Annotated in this window: 20 protein-coding genes and 1 tRNA gene; 8 read left to right on the top strand and 13 right to left on the bottom strand. The window is 63.9% G+C overall.

From position 1 onward, the window contains the following. Positions 1 to 6 precede the first annotated feature (6 nt). Positions 7 to 1443: a hypothetical protein gene (locus VLK31_RS11900; RefSeq protein WP_409168594.1), complete on the top strand. Its 1437-nt coding sequence runs from the start codon at positions 7 to 9 to the stop codon at positions 1441 to 1443. 136 nt (positions 1444 to 1579) lie between these two features. Here the strand turns inward: VLK31_RS11900 and typA are convergent, their stop codons facing one another. The 11 genes from typA to VLK31_RS11845 form a co-directional block, all read right to left on the bottom strand. Further along, positions 1580 to 3418 carry a translational GTPase TypA gene (typA, locus tag VLK31_RS11895; protein WP_409168593.1) on the bottom strand — a complete coding sequence of 613 codons (1839 nt, stop codon included), beginning with the start codon at positions 3416 to 3418 and terminating at the stop codon, positions 1580 to 1582. Further along, positions 3415 to 4383 carry a tRNA pseudouridine(55) synthase TruB gene (gene truB / locus VLK31_RS11890; protein ID WP_409168592.1) on the bottom strand — a complete coding sequence of 323 codons (969 nt, stop codon included), beginning with the start codon at positions 4381 to 4383 and terminating at the stop codon, positions 3415 to 3417. The genes typA and truB overlap by 4 nt, the downstream gene beginning before the upstream one ends. A gap of 2 nt (positions 4384 to 4385) precedes the next feature. After that, a complete protein-coding gene (gene rbfA, locus VLK31_RS11885; RefSeq protein WP_409168591.1) occupies positions 4386 to 4757 on the bottom strand; it encodes a 30S ribosome-binding factor RbfA in 372 nt (123 codons plus the stop codon). A gap of 21 nt (positions 4758 to 4778) precedes the next feature. Then, complete coding sequence (gene infB, locus VLK31_RS11880; protein WP_409168590.1) at positions 4779 to 7769, bottom strand: translation initiation factor IF-2; 2991 nt, start codon at positions 7767 to 7769, stop codon at positions 4779 to 4781. A gap of 24 nt (positions 7770 to 7793) precedes the next feature. Continuing rightward, positions 7794 to 9287: a transcription termination factor NusA gene (nusA, locus tag VLK31_RS11875; RefSeq protein ID WP_409168589.1), complete on the bottom strand. Its 1494-nt coding sequence runs from the start codon at positions 9285 to 9287 to the stop codon at positions 7794 to 7796. 16 nt (positions 9288 to 9303) lie between these two features. Next, on the bottom strand, positions 9304 to 9951 hold the full coding sequence (gene rimP / locus VLK31_RS11870; RefSeq protein WP_409168588.1) for a ribosome maturation factor RimP: 648 nt from the start codon (positions 9949 to 9951) through the stop codon (positions 9304 to 9306). A 176-nt stretch (positions 9952 to 10127) separates the two neighbouring features. Next, positions 10128 to 11327: a YbfB/YjiJ family MFS transporter gene (locus VLK31_RS11865; protein WP_409168587.1), complete on the bottom strand. Its 1200-nt coding sequence runs from the start codon at positions 11325 to 11327 to the stop codon at positions 10128 to 10130. A gap of 16 nt (positions 11328 to 11343) precedes the next feature. Then, positions 11344 to 12960 (bottom strand): ABC transporter ATP-binding protein, encoded by a 1617-nt coding sequence (locus VLK31_RS11860; RefSeq protein WP_409168586.1) that lies wholly within the window; start codon positions 12958 to 12960, stop codon positions 11344 to 11346. Positions 12961 to 12974: 14 nt separating this feature from the next. Further along, on the bottom strand, positions 12975 to 14045 hold the full coding sequence (locus VLK31_RS11855; RefSeq protein WP_409168585.1) for an ABC transporter permease: 1071 nt from the start codon (positions 14043 to 14045) through the stop codon (positions 12975 to 12977). Beyond that, positions 14011 to 15045: a microcin C ABC transporter permease YejB gene (locus tag VLK31_RS11850; RefSeq protein ID WP_409168584.1), complete on the bottom strand. Its 1035-nt coding sequence runs from the start codon at positions 15043 to 15045 to the stop codon at positions 14011 to 14013. Before VLK31_RS11850 ends, VLK31_RS11855 begins: the two co-directional genes overlap by 35 nt. Before the next feature lie 27 nt (positions 15046 to 15072). Further along, a complete protein-coding gene (locus VLK31_RS11845; RefSeq protein ID WP_409168583.1) occupies positions 15073 to 16911 on the bottom strand; it encodes an extracellular solute-binding protein in 1839 nt (612 codons plus the stop codon). Between VLK31_RS11845 and fabI the strand changes: the two genes are divergently transcribed. Further along, positions 16910 to 17692, top strand: a complete 783-nt coding sequence (fabI, locus tag VLK31_RS11840; protein WP_409168582.1) for an enoyl-ACP reductase FabI — start codon at positions 16910 to 16912, stop codon at positions 17690 to 17692. The genes VLK31_RS11845 and fabI overlap by 2 nt on opposite strands. A 64-nt stretch (positions 17693 to 17756) precedes the next feature. Next, positions 17757 to 18599: a DNA ligase gene (locus VLK31_RS11835; RefSeq protein WP_409168581.1), complete on the top strand. Its 843-nt coding sequence runs from the start codon at positions 17757 to 17759 to the stop codon at positions 18597 to 18599. Positions 18600 to 18657: 58 nt separating this feature from the next. On the opposite strand, the gene VLK31_RS11830 is transcribed toward VLK31_RS11835, so the two are convergent. Further along, positions 18658 to 20958, bottom strand: a complete 2301-nt coding sequence (locus VLK31_RS11830) for an Orn/Lys/Arg decarboxylase N-terminal domain-containing protein (protein ID WP_409168580.1) — start codon at positions 20956 to 20958, stop codon at positions 18658 to 18660. 210 nt (positions 20959 to 21168) lie between these two features. Between VLK31_RS11830 and VLK31_RS11825 the strand changes: the two genes are divergently transcribed. The 5 genes from VLK31_RS11825 (at position 21169) to VLK31_RS11805 (ending at position 23736) form a co-directional block, all read left to right on the top strand. After that, positions 21169 to 21594, top strand: a complete 426-nt coding sequence (locus tag VLK31_RS11825; RefSeq protein ID WP_409168579.1) for an NfeD family protein — start codon at positions 21169 to 21171, stop codon at positions 21592 to 21594. A 51-nt stretch (positions 21595 to 21645) separates the two neighbouring features. After that, positions 21646 to 22575, top strand: coding sequence for an SPFH domain-containing protein (locus VLK31_RS11820; protein WP_409168578.1), 930 nt, complete (start codon positions 21646 to 21648; stop codon positions 22573 to 22575). Positions 22576 to 22600: 25 nt separating this feature from the next. Beyond that, a tRNA-Ser gene (locus VLK31_RS11815) sits at positions 22601 to 22691 on the top strand. 198 nt (positions 22692 to 22889) lie between these two features. Continuing rightward, on the top strand, positions 22890 to 23246 hold the full coding sequence (locus VLK31_RS11810) for a hypothetical protein (protein WP_409168577.1): 357 nt from the start codon (positions 22890 to 22892) through the stop codon (positions 23244 to 23246). Positions 23247 to 23346: 100 nt separating this feature from the next. Then, positions 23347 to 23736, top strand: a complete 390-nt coding sequence (locus VLK31_RS11805; protein WP_409168576.1) for a response regulator — start codon at positions 23347 to 23349, stop codon at positions 23734 to 23736. A gap of 91 nt (positions 23737 to 23827) precedes the next feature. On the opposite strand, the gene VLK31_RS11800 is transcribed toward VLK31_RS11805, so the two are convergent. After that, on the bottom strand, positions 23828 to 25042 hold the full coding sequence (locus VLK31_RS11800) for a branched-chain amino acid ABC transporter substrate-binding protein (RefSeq protein WP_409168575.1): 1215 nt from the start codon (positions 25040 to 25042) through the stop codon (positions 23828 to 23830). Positions 25043 to 25072 lie beyond the last annotated feature (30 nt).

The raw sequence follows: 25072 nt of genomic DNA, 5'->3' as shown, positions 1-25072 counted from the left end.
CCCGACATGACTTCCGACACCGCGCTCGACGCCCATCCCGACGCGTTTGTCGCGTTGCTGACCCAGGGCCTGATCACCAACGCGCAGCACCACGCGGCGCTGGCACACCCCGAAACACCCAGCCTTGCGCCCCTTCCCGGGCCGGCCCACGCCCTCGCATGGATGCGCGTGCGCGGGCTGATTACCGAAGCCGAGCAAAACGCCGCACTCGACAAGGTCGAGGCCGCGGTGCCCGAGCATCCCCACGCTGACGACGCGTCACTGAGCGCCATGCACGCCGACGACATGCTCGAGCTGGTCGAACGCGGCATCACGCACGAAGCGCTGCAAACGCTCCACGCCCAGGGCCTCATCGATACCGACACGCGCGACCTGGCGATGGAAGAAACGCCCGTCGTCGGCAGCGTGCCCGCTGCGGTGCCCGCTACGCTGGCCTGGCTGGTGACCGACGAACTGCTCGAAAAAGAACGCTTCGAAGCCACCCGCGCCCAGGTCGCCGCGGAGCCGCCCTTTGCAATGGCCGCCGAGCGCGCGCGCACCGTGCGCGACGCGCAGGCCCTGATCGATGCCGATGCCAAGGCCATGAAGGCCTGGCAGTCCCGCACCGTGCGCACGCGCCGCGTCGGCGCGCTGAAATTGATGCTGGGCGTGCTGGTGATCGGTGGTGGCCTCGGCTGGTACTTGTTCTCGCCCACCGGTGTGCCAGCCTGCGACGCGGCCTCCACCCGCAAGACGCTCGACAGCCTCATGTTTCGCGTGGCAATGGACGTGCGCATGCGCACCCTCAACCCCACCCAGCGCGCCGAACTGCGCACGCCGTCGGTCAGCAGCATGCGCGAGATCGGCTTTCGCAAGCCCGACCGCGTGCGCGGCTGCGCGGCCGTGATGACGCAAGGCGACAGCAAGGACGAGATGGCCTACACCATCGGCCCCGTCTCGCCGGACAGCAACGACATGGTGGTGCGCGGCGCTGACATCGCCATCGTGCAGGCGCGCTTCGGCAACCTCGACGCCAGCGGCAAGCCGCGCTACAACGCCGAGCCCATCGGCCGCGCGGCGCTGGAAAAAGCCTTCCGCGAAGGCGCCGCGCCGCTCGGTGCGTCTTTGGCGGCGTTTCCCCAGCGTGCGCGCAAAGACCTTCACTTGATAGAAAAAGACCCGGAGCGCTCGCGCGAAATCGCGGACATCGAAGTCACCGGGCCGTGCCGCGCGCTGGAGAACCAAGCCGCCCAGGCTTGCCCGCTGGTCGTCGAATACAACGACCGCCTGCTGAGCGCCATCGGCGGCGACAGCAGCACGCTCACGCTGGCGGGCGACTTTCAATTCGTGCAGGACGGCGGCGCCTGGCGCGTGAGCGACGATTTTGCGAAAACCTTCGCGCGCAAGGTGGCGCAGGCACGGCTGAAAAGCATGGGGCTGGCCGACTCTGCTTTGCCGCAGTAGCGCCGAGCACGCCGGGCTTCGGCGCGCCCTGCCCCCAAACGAAAAAATCACCTGCGAAGCCAGCTTCGAAAAGAAACCGCACCGGAGGTGATCTTGAAGTTGCACACCCCGCATTTAGCGGGGTGAAGCGTGGCTATCAGCCCATCGACATGTCGCGACCTGCGCGCTTGCGGTCGCTTTCCTTCAGGAAACGCTTGCGCAGGCGAACGCTCTTGGGCGTGATTTCGACCAGCTCGTCGTCCTCGATGAATTCCACGCCGTACTCGAGCGTGAGGTCGATCGGCGGCGTGACCTTGATCGCATCTTCCTTGCCGCTCACGCGGAAGTTGGTCAGCTGCTTGGTGCGCGTGGCGTTCACCACCAGGTCGTTGTCGCGGCTGTGGATGCCGACGATCATGCCTTCGTACACCGGGTCGTTCGCCTTCACGAACATGCGGCCGCGGTCGTCCAGCTTGCCCAGGGCGTAGGTGAAGATTTCACCGTCGTCCATGGAGATCAGCACGCCGTTCTTGCGCCCGCCGATGTCGCCCTTGTGGGCTTCGTAGCTGTCGAAGATGTTGCTGATGAGGCCCGAGCCGCGCGTCAGGTTCAGGAATTCGTTCGTGAAACCGATCAGGCCGCGGGCCGGAATGCGGTACTCGAGGCGAACGCGGCCACGGCCGTCCGGTTCCATGTTGACCAGCTCGCCCTTGCGCTCACCCAGCGCCTGCATCACGCCGCCCTGATGGCCTTCTTCGATGTCGGCCGTAACCAATTCAATGGGCTCGTGCTTCTCGCCGTTCACGGTGCGGAACACCACGCGCGGCTTGGACACGGCCATTTCGTAGCCCTCGCGGCGCATGTTTTCCAGCAGGATGGTCAGGTGGAGTTCGCCGCGACCCATGACTTCGAAGATGCCTTCTTCGTCCGTCTCGCTCACGCGCAGGGCCACGTTGTGCTGCAGCTCCTTTTGCAGGCGGTCCCAGATCTGGCGGCTGGTGATGTACTTGCCTTCGCGGCCAGCCAGCGGGCTGGTGTTCACGCAGAAGTTCATGGTCAGCGTCGGTTCGTCGACCTTGAGCATGGGCAGCGGCGCTGGGTTGTCCTTGTCGGTCACGGTAACGCCAATGCCGATGTCGGTGATGCCGTTGATCAGCACGATTTCACCCGGGCCGGCTTCGGTCGACTGCACGCGGTCCAGGCCCTGGAAAGTCAGCACCTGGTTGATGCGGCCCTTGATGGCCTTGCCGTCCGGGCCTTCCATGACCACCACGTCGGTCATGGGGCGCAGCGTGCCCTGGCTGATGCGGCCCACGCCGATGCGGCCGACGAAGGTCGAGAAGTCGAGCGCCGAGATCTGCAGCTGCAGCGGCGCGGCGGGGTCGCCCTTTTGCGATGGCACGTGGTTCAGGATGGTGTTGAACAGGGCCGACATGTCGGGGCCCCACTGTTCGCCCGCAGCGCCTTCTTCGAGCGAAGACCAGCCGTTGATGCCCGAGGCATACACCACGGGGAAGTCGAGCTGTTCGTCGGTCGCGCCGAGCTTGTCGAACAGGTCGAAAGCCTGGTTCACGACCTTGTCGGGGTTGGCACCCGGCTTGTCGACCTTGTTCACGACCAGAATCGGCTTCAGGCCCAGGGCCAGTGCCTTCTTGGTCACGAAGCGCGTCTGCGGCATCGGGCCTTCCTGCGCATCGATCAGCAGCACCACGCCGTCGACCATCGACAGCGCGCGTTCCACTTCACCACCAAAGTCCGCGTGGCCGGGGGTGTCGACGATGTTGATGTGCGTGCCTTCCCAGGTCACGGCGCAGTTCTTGGCCAGGATCGTGATGCCACGTTCTTTTTCGATGGCGTTGTTGTCCATCACCGTGTCGACGACCTTCTCGTGTTCGGCGAAGGTGCCCGACTGGCGCAGCAGCTGGTCGACCATGGTGGTCTTGCCATGGTCCACGTGGGCAATGATGGCGATATTGCGGATTTGCTTGATGCTCATGGTGTCGCTTCGGTCTGTTGTGCGTTCAAAAGAATTTGCTGAATTTCGATGGGGTTCAGCAAGCGCCCCGGGATCAGTTCGCCGGCCACTGCGTGGGCGGTGCCCAAAAAGGCCGCCGGCTCGGTGCCGAACACGGCCACCTCGCCTGCATCGGCCCAGTCGCCACGGCGGCGCAGGCCCGAGAGAAAACGTGCCGCATCTTCCGCGCCGAGCGTGACGCGGCTGTGGCCGTCCACCAGCACTTCGGCAGGCAAGAGCTGCGCCAGGCGCTCCTGTTCGTCCATGGCCTCGAGCGCTTCGAGCGTGATGCACTGCGCCTCGACGAACCCGCCGGTGGCGGTGCGCCGCAGCGAACTCAGGTGCGCGCCGCAACCCAGCGCTTCACCGATGTCTTCGCCGAGCGTGCGGATGTAGGTGCCCTTGCTGACTTTTGCTTCTATCTTGATAGCAAACTGCTCTCGCGGGGCAACGGCGTCCGTCACTTTCAACTCATAAATCATGACGTCGCGAGGTGCGCGTTCAATTTCGATGCCCTCGCGTGCGTACTCGTACAGCGCCTTGCCGTCCTTCTTGAGCGCGCTGTGCATCGGAGGCACCTGGCGGATCGGACCGGTGAACTGCGCCTCGACGCGTGCCAGGTCTTGTGGCGTCACATGCACGGGCCGCTCTGAAATGACATCGCCCTCGGCATCGCCGGTGGCCGTCTTCACGCCCAGGCGGGCCGTGGCCACATACGTCTTGTCCGCGTCCAGGTGCAACTGGCTGAATTTGGTGGCAGCGCCAAAGCACAGCGGCAAGACCCCTGTTGCGAGCGGATCCAGCGTGCCGGTATGGCCCGCTTTTTCCGCGCGCAGCAACCACTTGGCCCTTTGCAGGGCCTGGTTGCTGGAGAGTCCCAGCGGCTTGTCGAGCAACAACACCCCATGCACAGGGCGCCGCTGCACCCTTGTGCGTGGCGAGTTCATGGCTACTCGTCTTTCGAACGCGATGCGACGGCTTGCGCGATGAGCGCGTTCATGTCGGCCGCACGCTCGGTGGTGCGGTCGAACAGAAAGTGCAGCGTGGGCACGGTGTGGATGTGCAGGCGCTTGAACAGACCGTTGCGCAAAAAGCCTGCGGCCTGGTTGAGCGCGGCCGTGGTTTCTTCGACATCGCCCGTGAGCATGCTGAAGAAGATCTTCGCGTGCGCATAGTCGGGCGTGACCTCGACGGCCTGCACCGTGACCATGCCCACGCGCGGGTCCTTCAACTCGCGCGCGATCAGTTCCGTCAGATCGCGCTGGATCTGGTCGGCAACCTTGAACGCGCGGTTGGGGGTGGCAGCTTTTCTTTTCGGCATGGACTCTCTCGCTTCGAACGCTTACAGCGTCCGGGCGATTTCCTTGATTTCGAAGAATTCGAGCTGATCGCCTTCTTTGATGTCGTTGTAGTTCTTGAGCTTGATACCGCACTCAAAACCTTCGCGGACTTCGCGGACATCGTCCTTCATGCGCTTGATCGAGTCGACTTCGCCGGTGTAGATCACCACGTTGTCGCGCAGCAGGCGGAAATGCGCGCTGCGGTTGACCGAGCCCGAAGTGACGTACGAACCTGCAACCGTACCGATCTTCGAAGCCACGAACACCGTGCGGATCTCGGCCGAGCCGATGATCTCTTCGCGGCGCTCCGGTGCCAGCATGCCCGACATGGCGACCTTGATCTCGTCCACAGCGTCGTAAATGATGCTGTAGTAGTTCAGTTGCACGCCATTGCCTTCGGCCAGCTTGCGCGCACCGGAGTCGGCACGCACGTTGAAGCCGATCACAACCGCCTTGGAAGCGATGGCGAGGTTGATGTCGTTCTCGCTGATGCCGCCCACGCCTGCGTAGACGATCTGCACCTTGACTTCTTCGGTCGCCAGCTTGAGCAGCGACTGCGCCAGTGCTTCCTGCGAACCCTGCACATCGGCCTTGATGATCAGGCGCAGCGTTTGAACTTCGCCCGCCGACAGGTCGGTGAACATGTTCTGCAGGTTGGCGGCTTGCAGCTTGGCCAGCTTGGTGTTGCGGAACTTGCCGGCACGGTAGGTGGCAATTTCGCGCGCACGGCGCTCGTCGCTCATCACCATGAACTCGTCGCCCGCTTGCGGCACTTCGGTCAGGCCTTGAATTTCGACCGGAATCGAAGGACCCGCGCTCTTGATGGTCTTGCCGTCTTCGTCGAGCATGGCGCGCACGCGGCCAAAGGTCGAACCCGCCAGCACAACGTCGCCAGCCTTCAGCGTGCCCGACTGGATCAGCACCGTGGCCACGGGGCCGCGGCCCTTGTCCAGCTTGGCTTCGATGACCAGGCCCTTGGCAGCGGCATCGACCGGCGCCTTGAGTTCCAGCACTTCAGCTTGCAGCAGCACCTGTTCGAGCAGGTTGTCGATGCCCTGGCCGGTCTTGGCCGACACCTGCACGAACGGCACGTCGCCGCCGTACTCTTCGGGCACGACCTCTTCGGCCACCAGTTCCTGCTTCACGCGGTCCAGGTTGGCGTCGGGCTTGTCCACCTTGTTGATGGCAACCACGATCGGCACACCAGCCGCTTTCGCGTGCTTGATGGCTTCCTTGGTCTGGGGCATGACACCGTCGTCGGCCGCCACCACCAGGATCACGATGTCGGTAGCCTGCGCACCGCGGGCACGCATGGCCGTGAAGGCCTCGTGACCCGGGGTGTCAAGGAACGACACCATGCCGCGTTCGGTTTCCACGTGGTACGCACCGATGTGCTGCGTGATGCCGCCGGCTTCGCCCGCGGCAACCTTGGCGCGGCGGATGTAGTCCAGCAGCGAGGTCTTGCCGTGGTCGACGTGACCCATCACGGTCACGACAGGTGCGCGCGGCAGCGACTCGGCCGTTTGCGCCGACACGTCGTCGTCGGTGAAGGCTTCCGGATCGTCCAGCGCGGCAACCACTGCGTTGTGACCCATGTCCTCCACGATGATCATCGCGGTGTCCTGGTCGAGCGACTGGTTGATGGTGGCCATCATGCCGAGCTTCATGAGCTGCTTGATGACTTCCTGCGCCTTGACGGCCATCTTGTGGGCGAGTTCGGCCACGGTGATGGTTTCAGGCACGTGCACTTCGAGCACGCGTGCTTCCACCGGAGCGGCCTGCACATGCTCTTCGTGACCGCCACGGTCATTGCTGCCACGGCGACCGCGTGGGCCTCCGCGCCAGTTGCCGCGACCGACACCGCCGCTGGCATCGCCGCGGGTCTTGATTTCCTTCTTCTTGGCAGGGTCCCCCGCCCAGCTCGACGAGAGCTTGGCGGACTTGACTTCCTTGCCGGCACCGGCGGCGCCGGGTGCTGCTGCAGCGCCAGGCACGGCAGGCGCACCAGGGCGCGGCGTTGGCGTGGCTGGCTTGTGCAGCGTGCCCTTGACCGCGGCCTTTTCGGGCTGCGGCTTCTCGGGCGCCTTGTGCGGCACCAGCACGCGGGCCGGTGCATTCATCATGGCGCGGATAGCTTCGGCTTCGGCGAGGGCCTTGCGGCGACGCTCGTCGAGGTCCTTGGCGCGCGCGGCTTCTTCGTCGGCACGGGCCTTCGATTCGGCGGCGACCTTGGCTTTGGCGTCTTCCTTGGCTTGCGCGGCGGCATTCTGCGCGGCGAGCTTGGTGTCGGCAGCCTGTTGCTCGGCGGCAGCGGTTGCAGCAGCGGCAGCGGCCACAGCGGCGGCCGACGGCTTGTTGCTTGCGTCGCGGCTGGCGGCATTCACCGCGGCAGTTTCAGCGAAGGCGGCAGCCTTCTTCTCGGCGGTGATGCGCACAGCTTCCTGCTGGGCCATCTCGGCCTGCTCGGCGCGCTCGACCTTTTCAGCCTTTTCGCGTTCGCGGGCTTCGGCTTCTTCGCGCAAACGACGCTTCTCGACCAGTTCTTCTTCCTGGCGGCGAATCAGCTCGGCCTGGCGGCGCGCTTCTTCCTCGCGGCGAGCCAGTTCGGCCTCGTCGACCTGGGGCGCGGCGGGTGGTGCGGCTGGCGCTTCGGCCTCGTGCTGAGCCGATTCAGGCGTGGCCGGGTGACCGTCTTCGCGCTGAATGAAGGTGCGCTTCTTGCGCACCTCGACCTGGATCGTGCGCGCTCGACCGGTGGCATCGGCCTGCTTGATCTCGCTGGTCGACTTTTTCGTCAACGTGATCTTCTTGCGTTCGGGCTCCACGGTGCCGTGGCTGGCCTTGAGGTGGCCGAGCAGGCGCTGCTTGTCAGCCTCGGTGAGGGCGTCGGTGGCAGCCGCTTTGGGCACACCTGCACTCTTGAGCTGGTCAAGCAAGGTTTCGGGAGTCTTCTTGAGCTCGTTCGCGAACTCGGCGACAGTGGTACTGGACATATTGGTTTCGTGCCTCCATGACCGTCACTCTTGGCCGGCGAACCAATGTTCGCGGGCTTTCAAGATGAGGGCTTTGGCGTCATCGGCGCTGTGGCCGGTGATCTCGGTGAGTTCATCGACCGCGAGGTCGGCGAGGTCGTCACGGGTGTTCACACCCGCTTCGGCCAGCTTGGGAATCAGCTCGGGGTCGAGGCCCTCGAGGTCGTTCAGGTCTTGGGAGACCTGCGGCTGAACCTCGATACCTTCTTCCTTGGCGATTTCCATGGTCAACAGCGCATCCTTGGCGCGCGTACGCAGCTCACTGATGGTGTCTTCGTCAAACGCTTCGATCTCGAGCATTTCGGAGATCGGCACGTACGCGACTTCTTCGAGGCTGTTGAAGCCCTCGGCAATCAGGATGTCGGCGATTTCCTCGTCGACGTCGAGCTTTTCCATGAAAAGCTTGCGGCTGGCATCGGTCTCCACGGCCTGCTTCTGCGCAGACTCGTTGGCGTCCATGATGTTGATCTTCCAGCCGGTTAGGTCGGCGGCCAGGCGCACGTTCTGACCGCCGCGGCCGATGGCGATGGCGAGGTTTTCCTCGTCGACCACCACGTCCATGGCGTGCTTTTCTTCGTCCACCACGATGGACGACACATTGGCCGGCGCCAGGGCGCCAATCACGAACTGGGCCGGGTCTTCGCTCCACAGCACGATGTCCACGCGCTCGCCGGCGAGCTCGTTGGTCACGGCATTGACGCGGGTGCCACGCACGCCGACGCAGGTGCCGATCGGGTCGACACGCTTGTCGTGCGAAAGCACGGCGATCTTGGCGCGCGAACCGGGGTCACGGGCGCAACTCTTGATTTCGAGCAGGCCCTGTTCGATTTCGGGCACTTCCTGGCGGAACAGCTCGATCATGAATTCAGGAGCCGAGCGCGACAGAATGATTGGCGCGCCGCGCAGGGTCAGGTCGACCTCCATGATCATGGCGCGCACACGGTCGCCATTGCGCAGGTTTTCCTTGGCGATCATCTCGCTGCGGCGCAGGCGGCCTTCGACACGACCGGCCTCGACAATGATGTCGCCCTTGTCCAGTCGCTTGACGGTGCCCACGAAGATCTTGTCGCCGCGCGACATGAAGTCGTTGAGCAGCATCTCGCGCTCTGCGTCGCGGATCTTCTGCAGGATGACCTGCTTGGCGGCCATCGCGCCGATACGCCCGATAGGCACCGAGTCCACCGCTTCTTCGATGTACTCGCCGACTTCGATGTCCGACATTTCTTCCTTGGCTTCGAACAGGAGAATTTCCTGGTCGGGCAGCTGCAGGCCGGCTTCGTCGGGAACAACGTGCCAGCGGCGGAAAGTTTCGTAGTCACCGCTGTCGCGATCGACCGACACGCGGATGTCCACATCGCCCTGGTGGAGCTTCTTGGTGGCCTGCGCCAGTGCGGATTCGACCGCGCCGAAGACCACGTCGCGTTCGACGTTCTTCTCGCGCGAGATCGCATCCACCAACATCAACATTTCGCGATTCATGCCACCACTCCTCTGGTCAGTCCGGAACCTGCGTTCCGTCGTCAATATCCGAAAAACCCGGTTGGGTTTTGGCCTTGCGGCCCTTGAAATCCACAATTGGCGCGAGCCGCGCGTCGCGCAGCTCGTCCAAAACGAAGCCCAGCGCATGCAACGGTGCAGGCGCGCGCTTCTTGCTCACTTTTTGTCCTGGCTTGGCTTGCGGCGCATCGCTCCAGACGATTTGCCAACTCTGGGCGCCAGTTGCGCCCTCTGCCCGCTCGACACGCTCCAGCGTGCCGCGAAATTTCTTGCGGGTGGCAGACACTTGGCCGCCGGCCGCCGCACCCATTGGCGCCTTGAGCGTGAGGTCGATCACCGAACCCACGAAACGCCCGAAATCCTGCTCATTGCGCAGCGGACGGTCGATACCCGGCGAGGACACCTCGAGCCGCTTGTATTCGACACCATCCACCTCTAGCGCAAACTGCAACTGACGCGTCACCTTCTCGCAGTCTTCGACTGTCACGAAGGGTTCCGGCACACCGGCCGCTTCAGCCTCCGATGTGGGGGCCGTCCAGGGCAAATCAATCGTCACGCGCAGCGTTCCACCGACCGAGCGTTCGATCTCGACCAGGTCATAGCCGAGACCGGCCACGATTTGTTCAACTATTTGCTGCAATGCCACGTGTTCGAAAGTGCCTTTTAATTACCGGACCCGTATCACCCGCCCGCCACGGATGCCAGATCGCTGGAATGCTCAGAATGCATAGACCAAAAAAAACGGGCGGTTGGTACCCGCCCGTTTGGTCGTGAGCCTCGAATTATATGCTATTCGTGTAATAAATGAAGGGGCTTCGGTGTTCAAACAGCCATTGAAGGGCGAGATTTGAACCAAACCCATGCAAATAAGACCGCGCCAAGCGCCAATGCGGCCGCCGCAACGAGCAACGGCACCTGAAACGACCCCGTTCGCTGCGCCAGTGGCGCCGCAAACAGCGGGCCGATGATCTGCCCCACCCCGTAAGACGCCGTCGCATAGCCGATCAACCCGGCCGCCGCATTGCCGCGCAGCCGGCGCGCGTCACGCAGCGCAAACAGCGTGATGGCGGTGAACGGCATGCCCAGCAGCAGGCTGCCGAGCGCAAAGCCGGTGATGGTCGGCCACGCCACCGACAGCACCACACCCAGAGCCTGCAGCGCATACGCCCCAGCCAACAGCAGCCGGTTGTCCCAATGCGTGGGCGCCCTCGCCCCGATCAACGCACCCGGAATGATGGCCAGCCCGAACAGCGGCCAGAAAAAGTCGGGCCACGACGATCCAGGCAGCGCCTGGCGCGCGATCACGGGCAAAAAGGTTGCGGTGATGATGTAACCGAACCCCGCCAGCCCATAAAGCGCCACGAGCCAGATGGCGTCGCTGCGGTCGGCGGCCGACGTGGCCGGGCGCACGGCCGCTGCCGCCGTTGCGCCCGCGCCACCCACCGATGAACGCTCGCCGTCGTCAAACACGCGCCAGATCAGCGCGATCAGCACGATCGCCAATATGCCCAGGCCAATCCACCCCGCCTCCGACCCCCAGCGCCCGATGGCGCCGCCCAGCAGGCCGGTCATCGCGATACCGATGCCAGGCCCCGTGTAGATCACCCCCGCCAGCGCGGGCGAATTGGTTTCGGCCAGCCTGCGCAACCCCCAGCCCGATGCAAACACGAACACCCAGGCGCTCATCACGCCGGCCGCCGTGCGCAGCACGCCCCAGCTCGTGAAGCTGTGCAACAGCCCCATGCCGACCAGCAATGCCGCAGTTGCCAGCAACCCGCCGCGCACCATGCTCGACGCCTTGATGCCGATGGCTGCGCAGCTGACCGCGCCCAGAAAGTAGCCCAGGTAATTGAGCGACGCCAGCAAGCCGCCGGCCGCCAGCTCCAGCTTGCCCTCGTGCAGCATGATGGGCAGCATGGGCGTGAACGCGAAGCGCCCCAGCCCCATCGCCACCGAAAGGGTGACCATGCAAGCGAGCGCCGCGCGCCAGGCCCCGCGCCGGTCGCGTCCGATTTCCGACATTGCTTGAAAACTCCGTTTATTCCAGCAGCGCGGCGGCCACCAGCTTTTTTGTATAGGGATGCGCGGGGGCATCGAGCACGCGCTCGACCGGCCCGGTTTCGAGGATGGCGCCGTCCTTCATCACGATGACCTGGTGCGCCATGGCGCGGATCACCTCGACGTCGTGCGTGATCAGCAAATAACTCAGCCCGCGCTCACGCTGCAGGCGCTGCAACAGGCCCAGCACCTGTTTCTGAATGGTCACATCCAGCGCGCTGGTGGGCTCGTCAAGCACCAGCAGCTGCGGATCGACGATCAGCGCGCGGGCAATTGCCAGCCGCTGGCGCTGGCCGCCTGAAAACTCATGCGGGTAGCGGTCCAGCAGCGAAGGAAACTGCGCCTCGGTCAGCCCGACATCGGCCAGCGCGGTGAGCGAGCGGGCCCGCCGTGCGTCGGCGTCCAGCTTTGGCGCATGCACGCGCAAGCCCTCCCCCACGATCTGCTCGACCGTCATGCGCGGCGACAGCGAAGAGAACGGGTCCTGAAACACCACCTGCATCACCCGGCGCAGGCCCAGGTCGGACGCGCGGTCGACCGCCCAGTCCTTGCCCGTGACCTTCAGCGCGCCCTGGTAGCGCAGCAGCCCCAACGCGGCCAGCGCGAGCGTCGATTTGCCCGAGCCCGACTCGCCGACCACGCCCAGCGTCTCACCTGGCGCAATACAAAAGTCGGCGCCCTGCACCGCCACGAACTCGCCCTTGCGAAACCAGCCACCGATGCCGGGCTTGGGCACCGGATAGATCACGCGCAGGGCCTTGGCTTCGAGCACCGGCGCGGCGCCCACTGCCGTCACGGGCGCCACGTTGCGCTCTGGATGGCTGTCGATCAGCTTGCGCGTGTAGGGATGCTGCGGCGCCTCGAACACCGGCGCCACCGCGCCTTGCTCGACGATGTGGCCGTTCTCCATGACCGCCACGCGGTCGGCGAAGCGGCGCACCAGGTTCAGGTCGTGCGTGATCAGCAACACCGCCATGCCGTGCTTGCGCTGCAGGTCGGCCAGCAGGTCGAGGATCTGTGCGCGCACTGTCACGTCGAGCGCCGTGGTCGGCTCGTCGGCCAGCAACAGGCGCGGCTTGCAGGCCAGGGCCATGGCGATCATGGCGCGCTGTCGCTGCCCCCCCGACAGCTGGTGCGGAAACGCCTGCGCACGCCGTGCCGGCTCCGGAATGCCCGTGTCGGCCAGCAGTTGCACAGCCGCTGCCTGCGCGGCGCGGGCCGACAGCCCTTCGTGCAGCTCGAGCACCTCGGCGATCTGGTCGCCCACTGAATAGAGCGCGTTCAGCGCGGTCATGGGCTCCTGGAAGATCATCGCGATTTCCTTGCCGCGGATGCCACGCAGTTGGCGCTCGGGAATCGACAGCAGGTCACGCGCCTCCTGCGCGCGCTCCCCGCCGGCAAGGCGTGCAACACCCGTCACCTCGGCGTTCTGCACCAGCCGCAGCAAAGACAAGGCCGTGACCGTCTTGCCCGAGCCCGACTCTCCCACCAGCGCCAGCTTTTCGCCCGCGGCAATCTGGAAGTCGATGCCGTGCACCACCTCCTTGCCGCCGAACGCGACGCGCAGGCCCTTCACATCGATCAACGGAGTGCTCATGGGTGCGACGCTCATCATTTGTCCGCCTTGCGCGGGTCGAGCGCATCGCGCAGCGCGTCCCCCATGAAGGTGAGCAGCATCAGCGTGATGACCAGCACGCCGAAAGTGGAAATGGAAATCCACCAGGCGTCGATGTTGGCCTTGCCCTGGCTCAGCAATTCGCCGAGCGACGGCGTGCCCGGCGGCACCCCCAGGCCCAGGAAGTCGAGCGAGGTCAACGCCAGAATGGCCGCGCTCATTCGAAACGGCAGGAAGGTAACGACCGGCACCATGCTGTTGGGCAGGATGTGGCGCCACATGATCTGCAGGTTGCTCACGCCCAGGGCACGCGCGGCACGCACGTAGTCCATCTGGCGGTTGCGCAGGAACTCCGCGCGCACGTAGTCGGCCAGGCCCATCCAGCCGAACAGGCTCAGCAGAATGAGCAGCAGCGAGACGCTGGGCGCGAAGATGGCACTGAAGATGATCAGCAGATATAGCTCCGGCATGGAGCCCCAGATTTCGATGAAGCGCTGGAACGCGAGGTCGATCTTCCCCGCGAAGTAGCCCTGCACAGCGCCCGCCGCGATGCCGAGTACCGTGCCGATGGCGGTGAGCGCCAGGCCGAACAGCACGCTCACGCGAAAGCCGTAGATCAGCTGCGCGAGCAGGTCGCGGCCGCGGTCGTCGGTGCCGAAGAAGTTGTCGGCCGATGGCGCCGCCGGGTTGGGCTGCGATGCAAAGTAGTTCAGTGTGCGTGGACCGTAGCGGTTCGGCGCGTAAACCGCCCAGTTGGCGCCATCGGTGATGCGCTTGCGAATGAAGGGATCGAGGTAGTCGGCAGGCGTTTCGAAGTCACCGCCAAAGGTCTTCTCGGAATAGTCGCGCAGCACAGGGAAATAGGTCTGGCCCTCGTAGCGAACAACCAACGGCTTGTCGGTCGACAGAAATTCGGCGAACAGACTCAGCACGACCAAGATCGAGAAAACTATCAGGCTCCAGAACCCCAGCGGGTTGCGGCGAAAGCGGCGCCAGGCGCGGCGGCCCGGGCTCACGGAAACAACGGTGGCGCTAGTCAAACTTGACCCTCGGATCGACCCAGACATAGCAGAGATCGGAAATCAGCTTGGTGAACAGACCGATCAGCGTGAACAGATAAAGCGTGCCCAGCACAACCGGATAGTCGCGACGGATCACGCTCTCGTAGCTCAGCAGGCCCAACCCGTCGAGCGTGAACAGCGTCTCGATCAACAGGGAGCCCGTGAAGAATGCGCCGATGAAGGCCGACGGAAAGCCCGTGATGATCGGTAGCAGCGCATTGCGAAACACGTGCTTCCAGAGCACTTGGCGCTCAGACAGCCCCTTGGCGCGCGCTGTCAGCACATATTGCTTGCGAATTTCTTCGAGAAAGGAATTCTTCGTCAACATGGCTGTGACCGCGAAGCTGCCGAGCACCATCGAGGTCACGGGCAATGCGATGTGCCAGAGGTAGTCGACGATGCGTGCGCCCCAGTTCATGCTCTCCCAGTTGGGCGAAGTCAGCCCACGCAGGGGAAACCATTGCAGTTGCCCGCCGAAGATGACAAGCAACGCCACGCCGAGCACAAAACCCGGGATGGCGTAACCGATCAGCACAATCAGCGTGGTGACGAAGTCAAAGCGCGATCCGGCGCGCACCGCCTTGGCCACGCCCAGCGGCACCGCAATCAGGTAGCTGATGAAGAAGGTCCAGAGGCCGAGGCTGATCGACACCGGCATCTTCTCCTTCACGAGCTGCCACACGTCCTTGCGCTGATAGAAGCTGGTGCCCAGGTCGAAGCGTGCAAACGACTTCAGCATGGTCCACAGACGCTCGTGCGCGGGCTTGTCGAAGCCGTAGAGCTTCTTGATCTCTTCGATGCGCTGCGCATCGAGGCCCTGCCGGCCGCGGTATCCGGCACCGCCCGAAGCAGCGCGCTCACCGCCCGAGTCTCGCCCCTGCAACTGCGCCACCATCTGCTCGACCGGACCACCCGGCACGAACTGGATCACGCCGAAGGTGATGATGAGCACGCCCAGCAGCGTCGGAATCATCAGCAACAGGCGCTTGAGGATGTAGCTGAACATTCGTCTTTTGGCTTCTGTGTGGCGGGGCTACTTGTTGGCGGGCGATGCCCACCAAGTGGAGAGCGCCCAGTCGCCGACATCGTAGTACGGCGGAATGGTAGGTGGCAGCCCGAACGGTGCCGGTCGGTAGCCGACCAGGAAAGCGTTGCCGTAGTACTGGGGAATCGAGTAATAGCCGTTGGACAAAACACGGTCGAGCACGCGCATGGCCGTGGCCAGCTCGGGTCGCGTGGTAGCGGCCAGCACCCTGCCGATCACTGCGTCCACGGCAGGATCTGCAATGCCCCAGACATTGGATGAACCCGGCGTTTGCGCAGATTTCGCTCCGAACAGTTCGAGCAGCTCACCTCCCGGCGCAGTATTGCCGGGCAAGCGCGACGAAGTCATCTCGAAGTCGAAGGTTTGCATGCGCTGCTGCGCCAATGAAAAGTCGACCGTGCGAAACGTCATCTCGACGCCGAGCTTGCGCAGCGTGGCTTGCAGCGGCGTCACCACCCGGATCAGGCCCGGCTGGTCGTTGAGGAACTCGATGGTGAAGGCCTCGCCCTTCGCGTTGCGCAACGCGCCATCGCGATAGGTCCATCCGGCCTGCTCCAGCAGCGCGCGAGCCTGACGCAGGTTTTCGCGCAGGCTGCCCGGGGGCGCGGTACTCGGCGGGATCGGAGCCGCTCCAAACACTTCCGGCTTGAGCTTGTCGCGCAGCGGCTCCATCAACGCCAGTTCATCCGGCTTGGGCAGTCCTTCCGCGTGGAATTCACTGTTGGGGAAGTAGCCCTGCACGCGGGTGTAGATGCCGTAGAACAGCTGGTTGTTGAGCCATTCGAAGTCGAACGCGAGACCGATGGCCTGACGCACGCGCGGGTCCTTGAACTTGTCCTTGCGGATGTTGAAGACGTAGCCCTGGAAGTCGCCGGGATTATGGTTCTCGAAGGCGCGCTTGACGATCTCGCCGCGGTCGAACTGCTTGCCCTTGTACTGACGCGCCCAGTTGCGCGAAATGAATTCGCGCATGAAATCGAACTCGCCCGCCTTCAGGCCCTCGAAGCGCGCGGTCTCGTCGAGGTAGACCTTGTAGGTCACGCGATCGAAGTTGTAGAAGCCCTTGCGCACTGGCAGGTCGGCGCCCCAGTAGTCGGCGCGGCGCACGTAGGTGATATCGCGACCCATGCGATCACTGGCCGGTTTGTAGGGGCCCGAGCCAATGGGGATGTCGGTGATGATCTGGTCGAAGGGCTTCCCGCCGCCCCAATTGCGACTGAACACAGCCATGCCGCCGACGACCAGTGGCAATTCGCGGTTGGGGGTCGCGAAATCGAATCGCACCGTGCGATCGCCAATGGCCGTGGCCTTTTTTACCTCTGCGTAGATGGTTCGGTATTGCGGCGAGGCGAGCGGGCCATTCAACGTATTGAACGAATACACCACGTCGGCCGCCAGCACCGGGGAGCCGTCGTTGAAGCGTGCCTTGGGATTGATGCGGAATGTGGCCGAGAGACGGTCCGACGCCACATCGACGTCTTCTGCGAGAAGGCCGTACGCGGTGGTCGGCTCTTCGGAATTGCCAGTCAGCAGACTTTCCATCATCAGCGAGCCGACGCCCGAGGGCGAGGTGCCACGCAGCGTAAAGGGATTGAACTTGTCGAAGTTGGTAGGCCGCGTCGGCGGCACCAGCCGCATTTCGCCCCCCTTGGGAGCGCTGGGGTTCACGTAGTCGAAGTGAGTGAAACCCGGGGAATATTTGATGTCGCCAAACTGGGCATACGCATGCGCGGCCAACGAAGGAGCCGCCGAGAAAGCCAGCGCAACCGAAAGCAACATACCTCGCATGCGAGAATTCTGCCCAAGATTTTCACAAGGCAACTTCATGGGCTTTCTTTCCGGCAAAAAACTGTTGATCACCGGTGTGTTGAGCAATCGCTCCATTGCATATGGCATTGCCAAGGCCTGTCATGAACAGGGCGCGGAGCTCGCCTTCAGCTATGTCGGCGAGCGATTCAAGGACCGTATCACCGAATATGCCGCAGACTTCGGCTCCAAGCTGATTTTCGACTGCGACGTGGGCGACGACGCGCAGATCGACAAGCTCTTTGCCGACCTCGCTCAAACCTGGCCCAGCTTCGACGGCTTCGTGCACAGCATCGGCTTTGCAACGCGTGAGTCGATCGCAGGCGACTTTCTCGACGGGCTCTCGCGCGAAGGCTTCAAGATTGCGCACGACATCAGCGCCTACAGCTTCCCGGCCATGGCCAAGGCGGCCCTGCCCTACCTCAACAACAAGTCGGCCCTGCTCACGCTGACCTACCTGGGCGCTGAGCGCGCGCTGCCCAACTACAACACCATGGGCCTGGCCAAGGCCTCGCTCGAAGCGTCGGTGCGCTACACGGCGGCGTCGCTCGGCCCGAAGGGCATGCGCGTGAACGGCATCAGCGCCGGCCCCATCAAGACGCTGGCCGCCAGCGGCATCAAGGGCTTCGGCAAGATGCTGGCCGCCGTGGCCGACGCCTCGCCGATCCGCCGCAACGTGACCATCGAAGAAGTCGGCAACGTGGCCGCGTTCCTGCTGAGCGACCTGGCCAGCGGCGTCACCGCCGAGATCACCTACGTCGACGGCGGCTTCAGCAACGTCGTCGGCGGGATGGCCGAGTAACGCTGCCAAAAATGCCCCACACGGTCGTATGACGAGCGTGTGGGGCCAATCATTCAATCGCACCGTGCTGAGCCGACGTTCCCTCCTGCTTGCCGCTTTCGGCGCCATCGCGGTGCCCGCCGCGTTCGCACGCGAGCCGGCACCTTCGCTCATGCTGGCTGACGTCTACCGCCAGGGCATGTCGCTGAACGACTATTGGGTCAGCGAAAAATACGACGGCGTGCGCGGCTACTGGGACGGCAAGCAGCTCTGGACGCGCGGCGGTGAGCGCGTCATGGCGCCCGCCTGGTTCACCGCCCCGCTGCCGAAGCAACCGCTCGACGGCGAGCTGTGGGCCGGCCGCGGCAGGTTCCCGCATGCGATGTCTACCGTGCGCAGCCAGACGCCCAGCGACACCGCGTGGCACGAAATGCGCTTCATGGTGTTCGACCTGCCGGCCCAGGCCGGTGATTTCAGCACCCGCCTGGCCGCCTTGCGCAAGCTGCTGCCCATCACCGACGCACCCTGGGTGGTGCCGGTGCCGCAGGAGCGCGCCACCACGCACGAAGCGCTGCAGGCGCTGCTCGACAAAACCGTGAAGATGGGCGGCGAAGGCCTGATGCTCCACCGCGGCAGCGCCCCATACCGTGGCGAGCGCAACAGCGACCTGCTCAAGGTCAAGCCCTACGACGACGCCGAGGCCCGCGTCATCGAACACGTGCCCGGCAAGGGCAAGCACAGCGCCCGGCTCGGCGCGCTGGTGGTCGAGACGGCGGACGGCAAGCGCTTCAAGCTCGGCACCGGCCTGACTGATGCCGAACGCGAGCACCCGCCCGCCATCGGCAGCTGGGTGACCTACCGCTACAACGGCACCACCGCCAAGGGCCTGCCCCGCTTCGCGCGCTTCATGCGCATTCGCGAGGGCTAGAAAGCGCGGCCGGCCCGTCGGAGCCGCCCTCGCCCAGTTGCTTGCCTTGGTGCTTGCCTTACGCCGGCTGCCGCACGCAGTCCGCGTAGTAACGCTTCTTGCCCGTCTCGTCGATGCGCGCCACAAGGCCGTGGATGTCGGTTTCGAAGCCCGGGCACTGCGTGTTGAACTCGCGCGAGAACCGCAGGTAGTCGACGATCTTCTTGTTGAACACTTCGCCCGGAATGAGCAGCGGAATGCCCGGTGGGTACGGCGTGATCAGGCTGGTGGTGATGCGGCCTTCGAGCTCGTCGATCTCCACGCGCTCGGTCTTGCGGTGCGCGATGTGGGCGAAGGCGTCGCTGGGCTTCATGGCCGGCGTCAGGTCGCTCAGGTACATCTCGGTCGTGAGGCGTGCCACGTCGTAGCGCGCATACAGCTTGTGGATGTGCTGGCACAGGTCGCGCAGGCCGAGCTTCTCGTAGCCCGGGTGCTGCTGGCAGAACTCGGGAAGGATGCGCCACATCGGCTGGTTGCGCGCGTAGTCGTCCTTGAACTGCTGCAGCGCCGTGAGCAGCGTGTTCCAGCGGCCCTTGGTGATGCCGATGGTGAACATGATGAAGAAGCTGTACAGGCCCGTCTTCTCGACGATCACGCCGTGCTCGGCCAGGAACTTGGTCACCACGCTGGCCGGAATGCCGGTCTCGGAGAAGTTGCCTTCGAGGTCAAGGCCGGGCGTGACGATGGTCGACTTGATCGGGTCGAGCATGTTGAAGCCGTCGGCCAGGTCGCCAAAGCCGTGCCAGTTGCGCGGCGAGCTCTTGGTTTTGCGCTTGGTCGCTTCCTTCTCGCCCTTCATGATCCAGTCTTCGGCACGGCCGATGCCTTCGTCGACCAGCTTCTCGGGGCCCCACACCTTGAACCACCACTCGTCCTTGCCGAACTCTTCTTCCACCTTGCGCATGGCGCGGCGGAAGTCGAGCGCTTCAAGAATGCTTTCTTCCACCAGCGCGGTGCCGCCGGGCGGCTCCATCATGGCGGCAGCCACGTCGCAGCTGGCAATGATGGCGTACTGCGGGCTGGTTGACGAGTGCATCAGGTAGGCCTCGTTGAACAGGTCGCGGTCGAGCGCGCGGTTCTGCGAGTCCTGCACCAGCACATGGCTGGCCTGGCTGATACCGGCCAGCAGCTTGTGGGTGGACTGCGTGGCAAACACCAGCGAATCCTTCGGGCGCACGCGGCGCTTGCCCATCGCGTGGTAGGCGCCGTAGAACGGATGGAAGGCCGCGTGCGGCAACCAGGCCTCGTCGAAGTGCAGCGTGTCGACGTAGCCGTCGAGCATGCTCTTGATGGTCTCGGTGTTGTAGATCACGCCGTCGTAGGTCGACTGCGTGAGCGTCATCACGCGCGGCTTCACCGTCTCGGGATTCACATGCGAAAGCAAGGGGTTGGCCTTGATCTTGGCCTTGATCGCATCGATCTCGAACTCGCTCTTCGGAATCGGGCCGATGATGCCGAAGTGGTTGCGCGTAGGCTTCATGAACACCGGAATCGCGCCCGTCATGATGATCGCGTGCAGGATCGACTTGTGGCAGTTGCGGTCGACCACCACCACGTCGTCGGGCGCCACCGTGTGGTGCCACACCATCTTGTTGCTGGTGCTAGTGCCGTTGGTCACGAAGAAGCAATGGTCGGCATTGAAGATGCGCGCCGCGTTGCGCTCGCTGGCCGCCACCGGGCCGGTGTGGTCGAGCAGCTGGCCCAGTTCTTCCACCGCGTTGCAGACGTCGGCACGCAGCATGTTCTCGCCGAAGAACTGATGGAACATGCGGCCCACCGGGCTCTTGAGGAACGCCACGCCGCCCGAGTGGCCCGGGCAGTGCCAGGAATAGGAGCCGTCTTCGGCGTAGTCGATCAGCGCCTTGAAGAACGGCGGCTGCACGCCTTCCAGGTAGCTCTTGGCCTCGCGAATGATGTGGCGCGCCACAAATTCGGGGGTGTCCTCGAACATGTGGATGAAGCCATGCAGCTCGCGCAGGATGTCGTTCGGAATGTGGCGCGCGGTCTTGGTCTCGCCGTAGATGTAGATCGGCACGTCCGCGTTCTTGCGCCGCACTTCGCCGATGAAGGTGCGCAGGTTCAGCACGGCCGGGTCGAGGTCGGGGCCGACGGTGAACTCTTCGTCGTCGATCGACAGGATGAAGGCGCTGGCGCGGCTTTGTTGCTGCGCGAACTGGCTCAAGTCGCCGTAGCTCGTGACGCCCAGCACCTCGAAGCCCTCGCTCTCGAAGGCCTGCGCGAGCGCGCGAATGCCAAGGCCCGAAGTGTTTTCGGAGCGGAAGTCCTCGTCGATGATGACGATGGGAAAGCGAAATTTCATGAGCGGGGCTCCGGACGGGCAGGCAGACAGACAGGAATACGAGGCGCGAAGTGTACGGAATTCGAATGACGAATTCGGTCAGCTTCGCGCAAGACATTCGGGCCTGTCGGGCAAGGCCCCTTCCCTGGCGCCAGTACCCCTACGCAGGACAAGCGCTTGGGCTTCATGCAGCAGAATGACGCGCATCAAACAAGCAAAAGAGGAGTCGACATGGCGAATTCCACCTTATGGTGGCTGATTGCGGGAGCCGCCATCGTGATCGAGTTGCTCTCGGGCACGGTCTACCTGCTGTTGCTCGCCGCCGGCTTCGCGGCCGCCGCGATCTCGGCGCACCTGGGCTTTGGCACCGTCACGCAGTTGATCGTGGCGGCGGTGATCGGCGTGGGCGCGGTGCTGATCTGGTATTCGGTGCAGCGCAAGCGCCCGCCCGCGGCACGCACCGGCACCAACCGCGACGTGAACCTCGACATCGGCGAAAGCGTGCATGTGGATGCCTGGAACGCCGACGGCACTGGCACCGTGCGCTACCGTGGCGCGCAGTGGACAGTCGTTCACCGCGCGGGCCAAACGCCTGCCACCGGCGAGCACCGCGTGGTCGAGGTGATCGGCAGCCGCCTGGTCGTCGACAAGGTCTAGTCAGTCCATCGAATTCAAAGCAGTCAGAGCATTCAGAAAAGGAAGCGCACCATGGAATTTTCGGTCCCCATCATCATCCTGGTCATTGCGATCATCTTCATCAGCCAGTCGGTGAAGTTCGTGCCGCAGCAGAACGCCTGGGTGCGCGAGCGCCTGGGCAAGTACCACAGCACCATGACGCCCGGCCCCAACTTCCTGATTCCGTTCATCGACCGGGTGGCCTACAAGCACAGCCTGAAGGAAATTCCGCTCGACGTGCCGAGCCAGATCTGCATCACGCGCGACAACACCCAGCTGCAGGTAGACGGCATCCTGTACTTCCAGGTGACCGACCCGATGCGCGCGAGCTACGGCTCGTCGAACTACATCGTGGCAGTGACGCAGCTCGCACAGACCTCGCTGCGCAGCGTGATCGGCAAGCTCGAGCTGGACAAGACCTTTGAGGAGCGCGACGTGATCAACGCGCAGGTGGTGGCCGCCATCGACGAAGCGGCGCTGAACTGGGGCGTGAAGGTGCTGCGCTACGAAATCAAGGACCTGACGCCGCCGAAGGAAATCTTGCTGGCCATGCAGGCGCAGATCACCGCCGAGCGCGGCAAGCGCGCGCTGATTGCAGCATCTGAAGGCCGCCGCCAGGAGCAGATCAACATCGCCACCGGTGAGCGCGAGGCTTTCATCGCCCGCTCCGAAGGCGAGAAGCAGGCGCAGATCAATAACGCGCAAGGTGAAGCCGCCGCAATCACCGCGGTGGCCACCGCCACGGCGGACGCCATCGAGCGCGTGGCTGCGGCCATTCGCCAGCCCGGTGGCGAGCAGGCCGTGCAACTGAAGGTGGCCGAGCGCGCCGTCGATGCTTATGGCAAGGTCGCGGCCGATTCCAAGACCACGTTGATCGTGCCAAGCAACATGAGCGAGACCGCCGCGCTCATCGCATCGGCAATGCGCATGATCCAGGTCGGCAAGCCGACGAATCCGAGCTGATCTCACTGCTATAATCTGAGGCTCAGGAGCGGTGGATGAGCGGTTTAAGTCGCACGCCTGGAAAGCGTGTGAGGGTTAATAGCCCTCCGCGGGTTCGAATCCCGCCTGCTCCGCCAGAGATTGATTGTTCGTAACCGTTCGCGAACATGCAGACAGCACAAGAAGCCCAAGTTGCCACAAGCACCTTGGGCTTTTTTGTCATCTGATCGGCAGCGCCATGCGTTGCTTTGCAACAACTTGGCCGTGCATGCCGGACCCTTTGGTCCGGCGGTACCATCCAAAGGTTTTAGTTTCAAGCCCGCAAAGGAGCCTCGATGGCTGGACAACCCCAAATCTCGCCGCGTGGCACGACATCGCTGGACCGCACCCTCGCAAAGAGCGAGCAGGTCGCCGCAGACGTGAAGCGGGCCTCTGACAATCTGGCCGTCGTGAGCACGGTGCTCGAGCAAGAATTGCCCGAGGAAGTGCAGGTGGGCGAGGTGGCACAGGCCATCGAGCACACCAGCCAGATCGAGGAGAAACTGGCCAAGTCCGCCGAAAAGCTCGCCGAGGTCAACGCCGCATTGAGCGAGGAAATCGAGAAACGCCTCGAGGTCACCGCAGAGCGCGACGAGAGCCTCGCGCTTACCGAAAAGCTCAAGGCAAAGATCCTCGCCCAGGGCTCGGACTGAACGGGTTGGCGTCGGCGACTCGCTGCGTCCGTATCCTTTCTCCTACGCTGCAACAGCATCAGGCACGCTACGCTATTGGTTCTCAAAGCGAAACCACGGCATGGCCCTCATCACGTTCCTCGTCGAGGACAACAAGACCATCAGGGACAACCTGGTCCCGGCACTCGAGGACCTCGTCAACGGCCGCGTGGTCGGCTTCGCTGAAACCGAAACCGATGCACTTGCATGGCTCGACGCCCATCCCGACGACTGGGAGCTGCTCATCGTCGACCTGTTCCTGAAGGAAGGCTCGGGCTTGGGCGTTCTCGCGGGCTGCAAGACCCGCAAGGCAGTGCAACGCGTGGCTGTGCTCAGCAACTACGTGACCGCGGACATCCGGGCTCGCTGCGCCGCATTGGGCGCTGACGCCGTGTTCGACAAGTCCCGCGACCTCGATGCTTTCATCGAGTATTGCAACACCGACCGTCCTTCGGGCCTCGCACCGCTCTGAATCGCCGCGCAAACCAAAGCACTGAACTGCCTGCAACGCAGACATGAAAAAAGGGCCCGAAGGCCCTTTTCTCTTTTGGCGAATGCCAGTCTCAGCGAACAACCGCGATCTGCGTACGCACGCCACCCTTGTAGGTGTACAGCGTGAGCGCGCCGTTCTTGATGTCGCCCTTTTCGTCAAAGGCGATCGGGCCGGTCACGCCCTTGTATTGCACCTTGCCGACTTCAGGCAGGTACTTTTCAGGGTCGGACGAACCGGCCTTGACCATGGCTTCGGCCAGCACGTTGACCGCGTCATACACGTACGGTGCGTAGATCTGCACTTCGACGCCGTTCTTGGCCTTGAACTTGGCCTTGAAGTCTTCCAGCGGTTGCTTGAAGTCGCCGTCCACGCCGCCGGCTTCAGCGCACACCACCATGTCTTCACCGATGGCGTCGCCAGCCAGCTTGGGCAGCTCGCCGGTGCACAGGCCGTCGCCGCCCATGAACTTGACGTTCAGGCCGAGTTGCTTGACCTGCTTGAGCATCGGGCCGCCCACGGCGTCCATGCCGCCAAAGAACAGCACGTCGGGCTTGGTGGCCTTCAGCTTGGTCAGGATGGCGTTGAAGTCGGTCGACTTGTCGGTGGTGAACTCGTGGCCCACGATGGTGGCGCCAGCAGCCTTGGCCGCCTTTTCGAACTCTTCGGCAACGCCTTGGCCGTAAGCGGTACGGTCGTCGATCACGGCAATGTTCTTGCCCTTGAGCGTGTCGACAGCGTACTTGCCCAGCGTGCCGCCGAGTTGCGTGTCGTCAGCCACCACGCGGAACGTGGTCTTGAAGCCTTGACGCGTGTACTTCGGGTTGGTGGCCGACGGCGAGATCTGCGGAATGCCAGCGTCGCTGTACAGCTTGGAAGCGGGAATGGTGGTGCCCGAGTTCAGGTGACCGACCACGCCGTTGACCTTTTCGTCCACGAGCTTCTGGGCCACTGCCGTGCCTTGCTTCGGATCGCCAGCGTCGTCTTCTGCAATCAGTTCGAACTTGGCGGTCTTGTCGCCAATCTTGAGGCCCTTGGCGTTCAGGTCCTCGATGGCCATCTTCGCGCCCATTTCGTTGTCCTTGCCCAGGTGGGCAATGGGACCGCTGGTAGGTGCAACGTGACCGATCTTGACGACCAGTGTTTCGCCGGCAGGTGCCGGTGCAGGTGCAGCGGGGGCCGCAGCCGTCGGCGCTGGTGCCATGGCGGGCGCAGCAGCTTCTTCCTTCTTGCCGCAAGCCACGAGCGTGAGCGCAGCCAGTGCGACCGCAGTCCATTTCAATTGCATGAGAACCTCCAGAACTTGGATAAAGAATAA

The organism is Variovorax sp. H27-G14 (assembly GCF_046156345.1).
Classification (GTDB): domain Bacteria; phylum Pseudomonadota; class Gammaproteobacteria; order Burkholderiales; family Burkholderiaceae_C; genus Variovorax.
The sequence above is the reverse complement of the archived record's forward strand: the minus strand, read 5'-3'. Positions and strand labels throughout refer to the sequence as shown.

Coding starts and splice junctions, on each gene's coding strand:
- VLK31_RS11900 (WP_409168594.1), top strand. CDS start 7: ATGACTTCCGACACCGCGCTCGACGCCCATCCCGACGCGTTTGTCGCG.
- typA (WP_409168593.1), bottom strand. CDS start 3,418: ATGAGCATCAAGCAAATCCGCAATATCGCCATCATTGCCCACGTGGAC.
- truB (WP_409168592.1), bottom strand. CDS start 4,383: ATGAACTCGCCACGCACAAGGGTGCAGCGGCGCCCTGTGCATGGGGTG.
- rbfA (WP_409168591.1), bottom strand. CDS start 4,757: ATGCCGAAAAGAAAAGCTGCCACCCCCAACCGCGCGTTCAAGGTTGCC.
- infB (WP_409168590.1), bottom strand. CDS start 7,769: ATGTCCAGTACCACTGTCGCCGAGTTCGCGAACGAGCTCAAGAAGACT.
- nusA (WP_409168589.1), bottom strand. CDS start 9,287: ATGAATCGCGAAATGTTGATGTTGGTGGATGCGATCTCGCGCGAGAAG.
- VLK31_RS11865 (WP_409168587.1), bottom strand. CDS start 11,327: ATGTCGGAAATCGGACGCGACCGGCGCGGGGCCTGGCGCGCGGCGCTC.
- VLK31_RS11860 (WP_409168586.1), bottom strand. CDS start 12,960: ATGAGCACTCCGTTGATCGATGTGAAGGGCCTGCGCGTCGCGTTCGGC.
- VLK31_RS11855 (WP_409168585.1), bottom strand. CDS start 14,045: ATGTCTGGGTCGATCCGAGGGTCAAGTTTGACTAGCGCCACCGTTGTT.
- VLK31_RS11850 (WP_409168584.1), bottom strand. CDS start 15,045: ATGTTCAGCTACATCCTCAAGCGCCTGTTGCTGATGATTCCGACGCTG.
- fabI (WP_409168582.1), top strand. CDS start 16,910: ATGGGCTTTCTTTCCGGCAAAAAACTGTTGATCACCGGTGTGTTGAGC.
- VLK31_RS11845 (WP_409168583.1), bottom strand. CDS start 16,911: ATGAAGTTGCCTTGTGAAAATCTTGGGCAGAATTCTCGCATGCGAGGT.
- VLK31_RS11830 (WP_409168580.1), bottom strand. CDS start 20,958: ATGAAATTTCGCTTTCCCATCGTCATCATCGACGAGGACTTCCGCTCC.
- VLK31_RS11825 (WP_409168579.1), top strand. CDS start 21,169: ATGGCGAATTCCACCTTATGGTGGCTGATTGCGGGAGCCGCCATCGTG.
- VLK31_RS11820 (WP_409168578.1), top strand. CDS start 21,646: ATGGAATTTTCGGTCCCCATCATCATCCTGGTCATTGCGATCATCTTC.
- VLK31_RS11810 (WP_409168577.1), top strand. CDS start 22,890: ATGGCTGGACAACCCCAAATCTCGCCGCGTGGCACGACATCGCTGGAC.
- VLK31_RS11805 (WP_409168576.1), top strand. CDS start 23,347: ATGGCCCTCATCACGTTCCTCGTCGAGGACAACAAGACCATCAGGGAC.
- VLK31_RS11800 (WP_409168575.1), bottom strand. CDS start 25,042: ATGCAATTGAAATGGACTGCGGTCGCACTGGCTGCGCTCACGCTCGTG.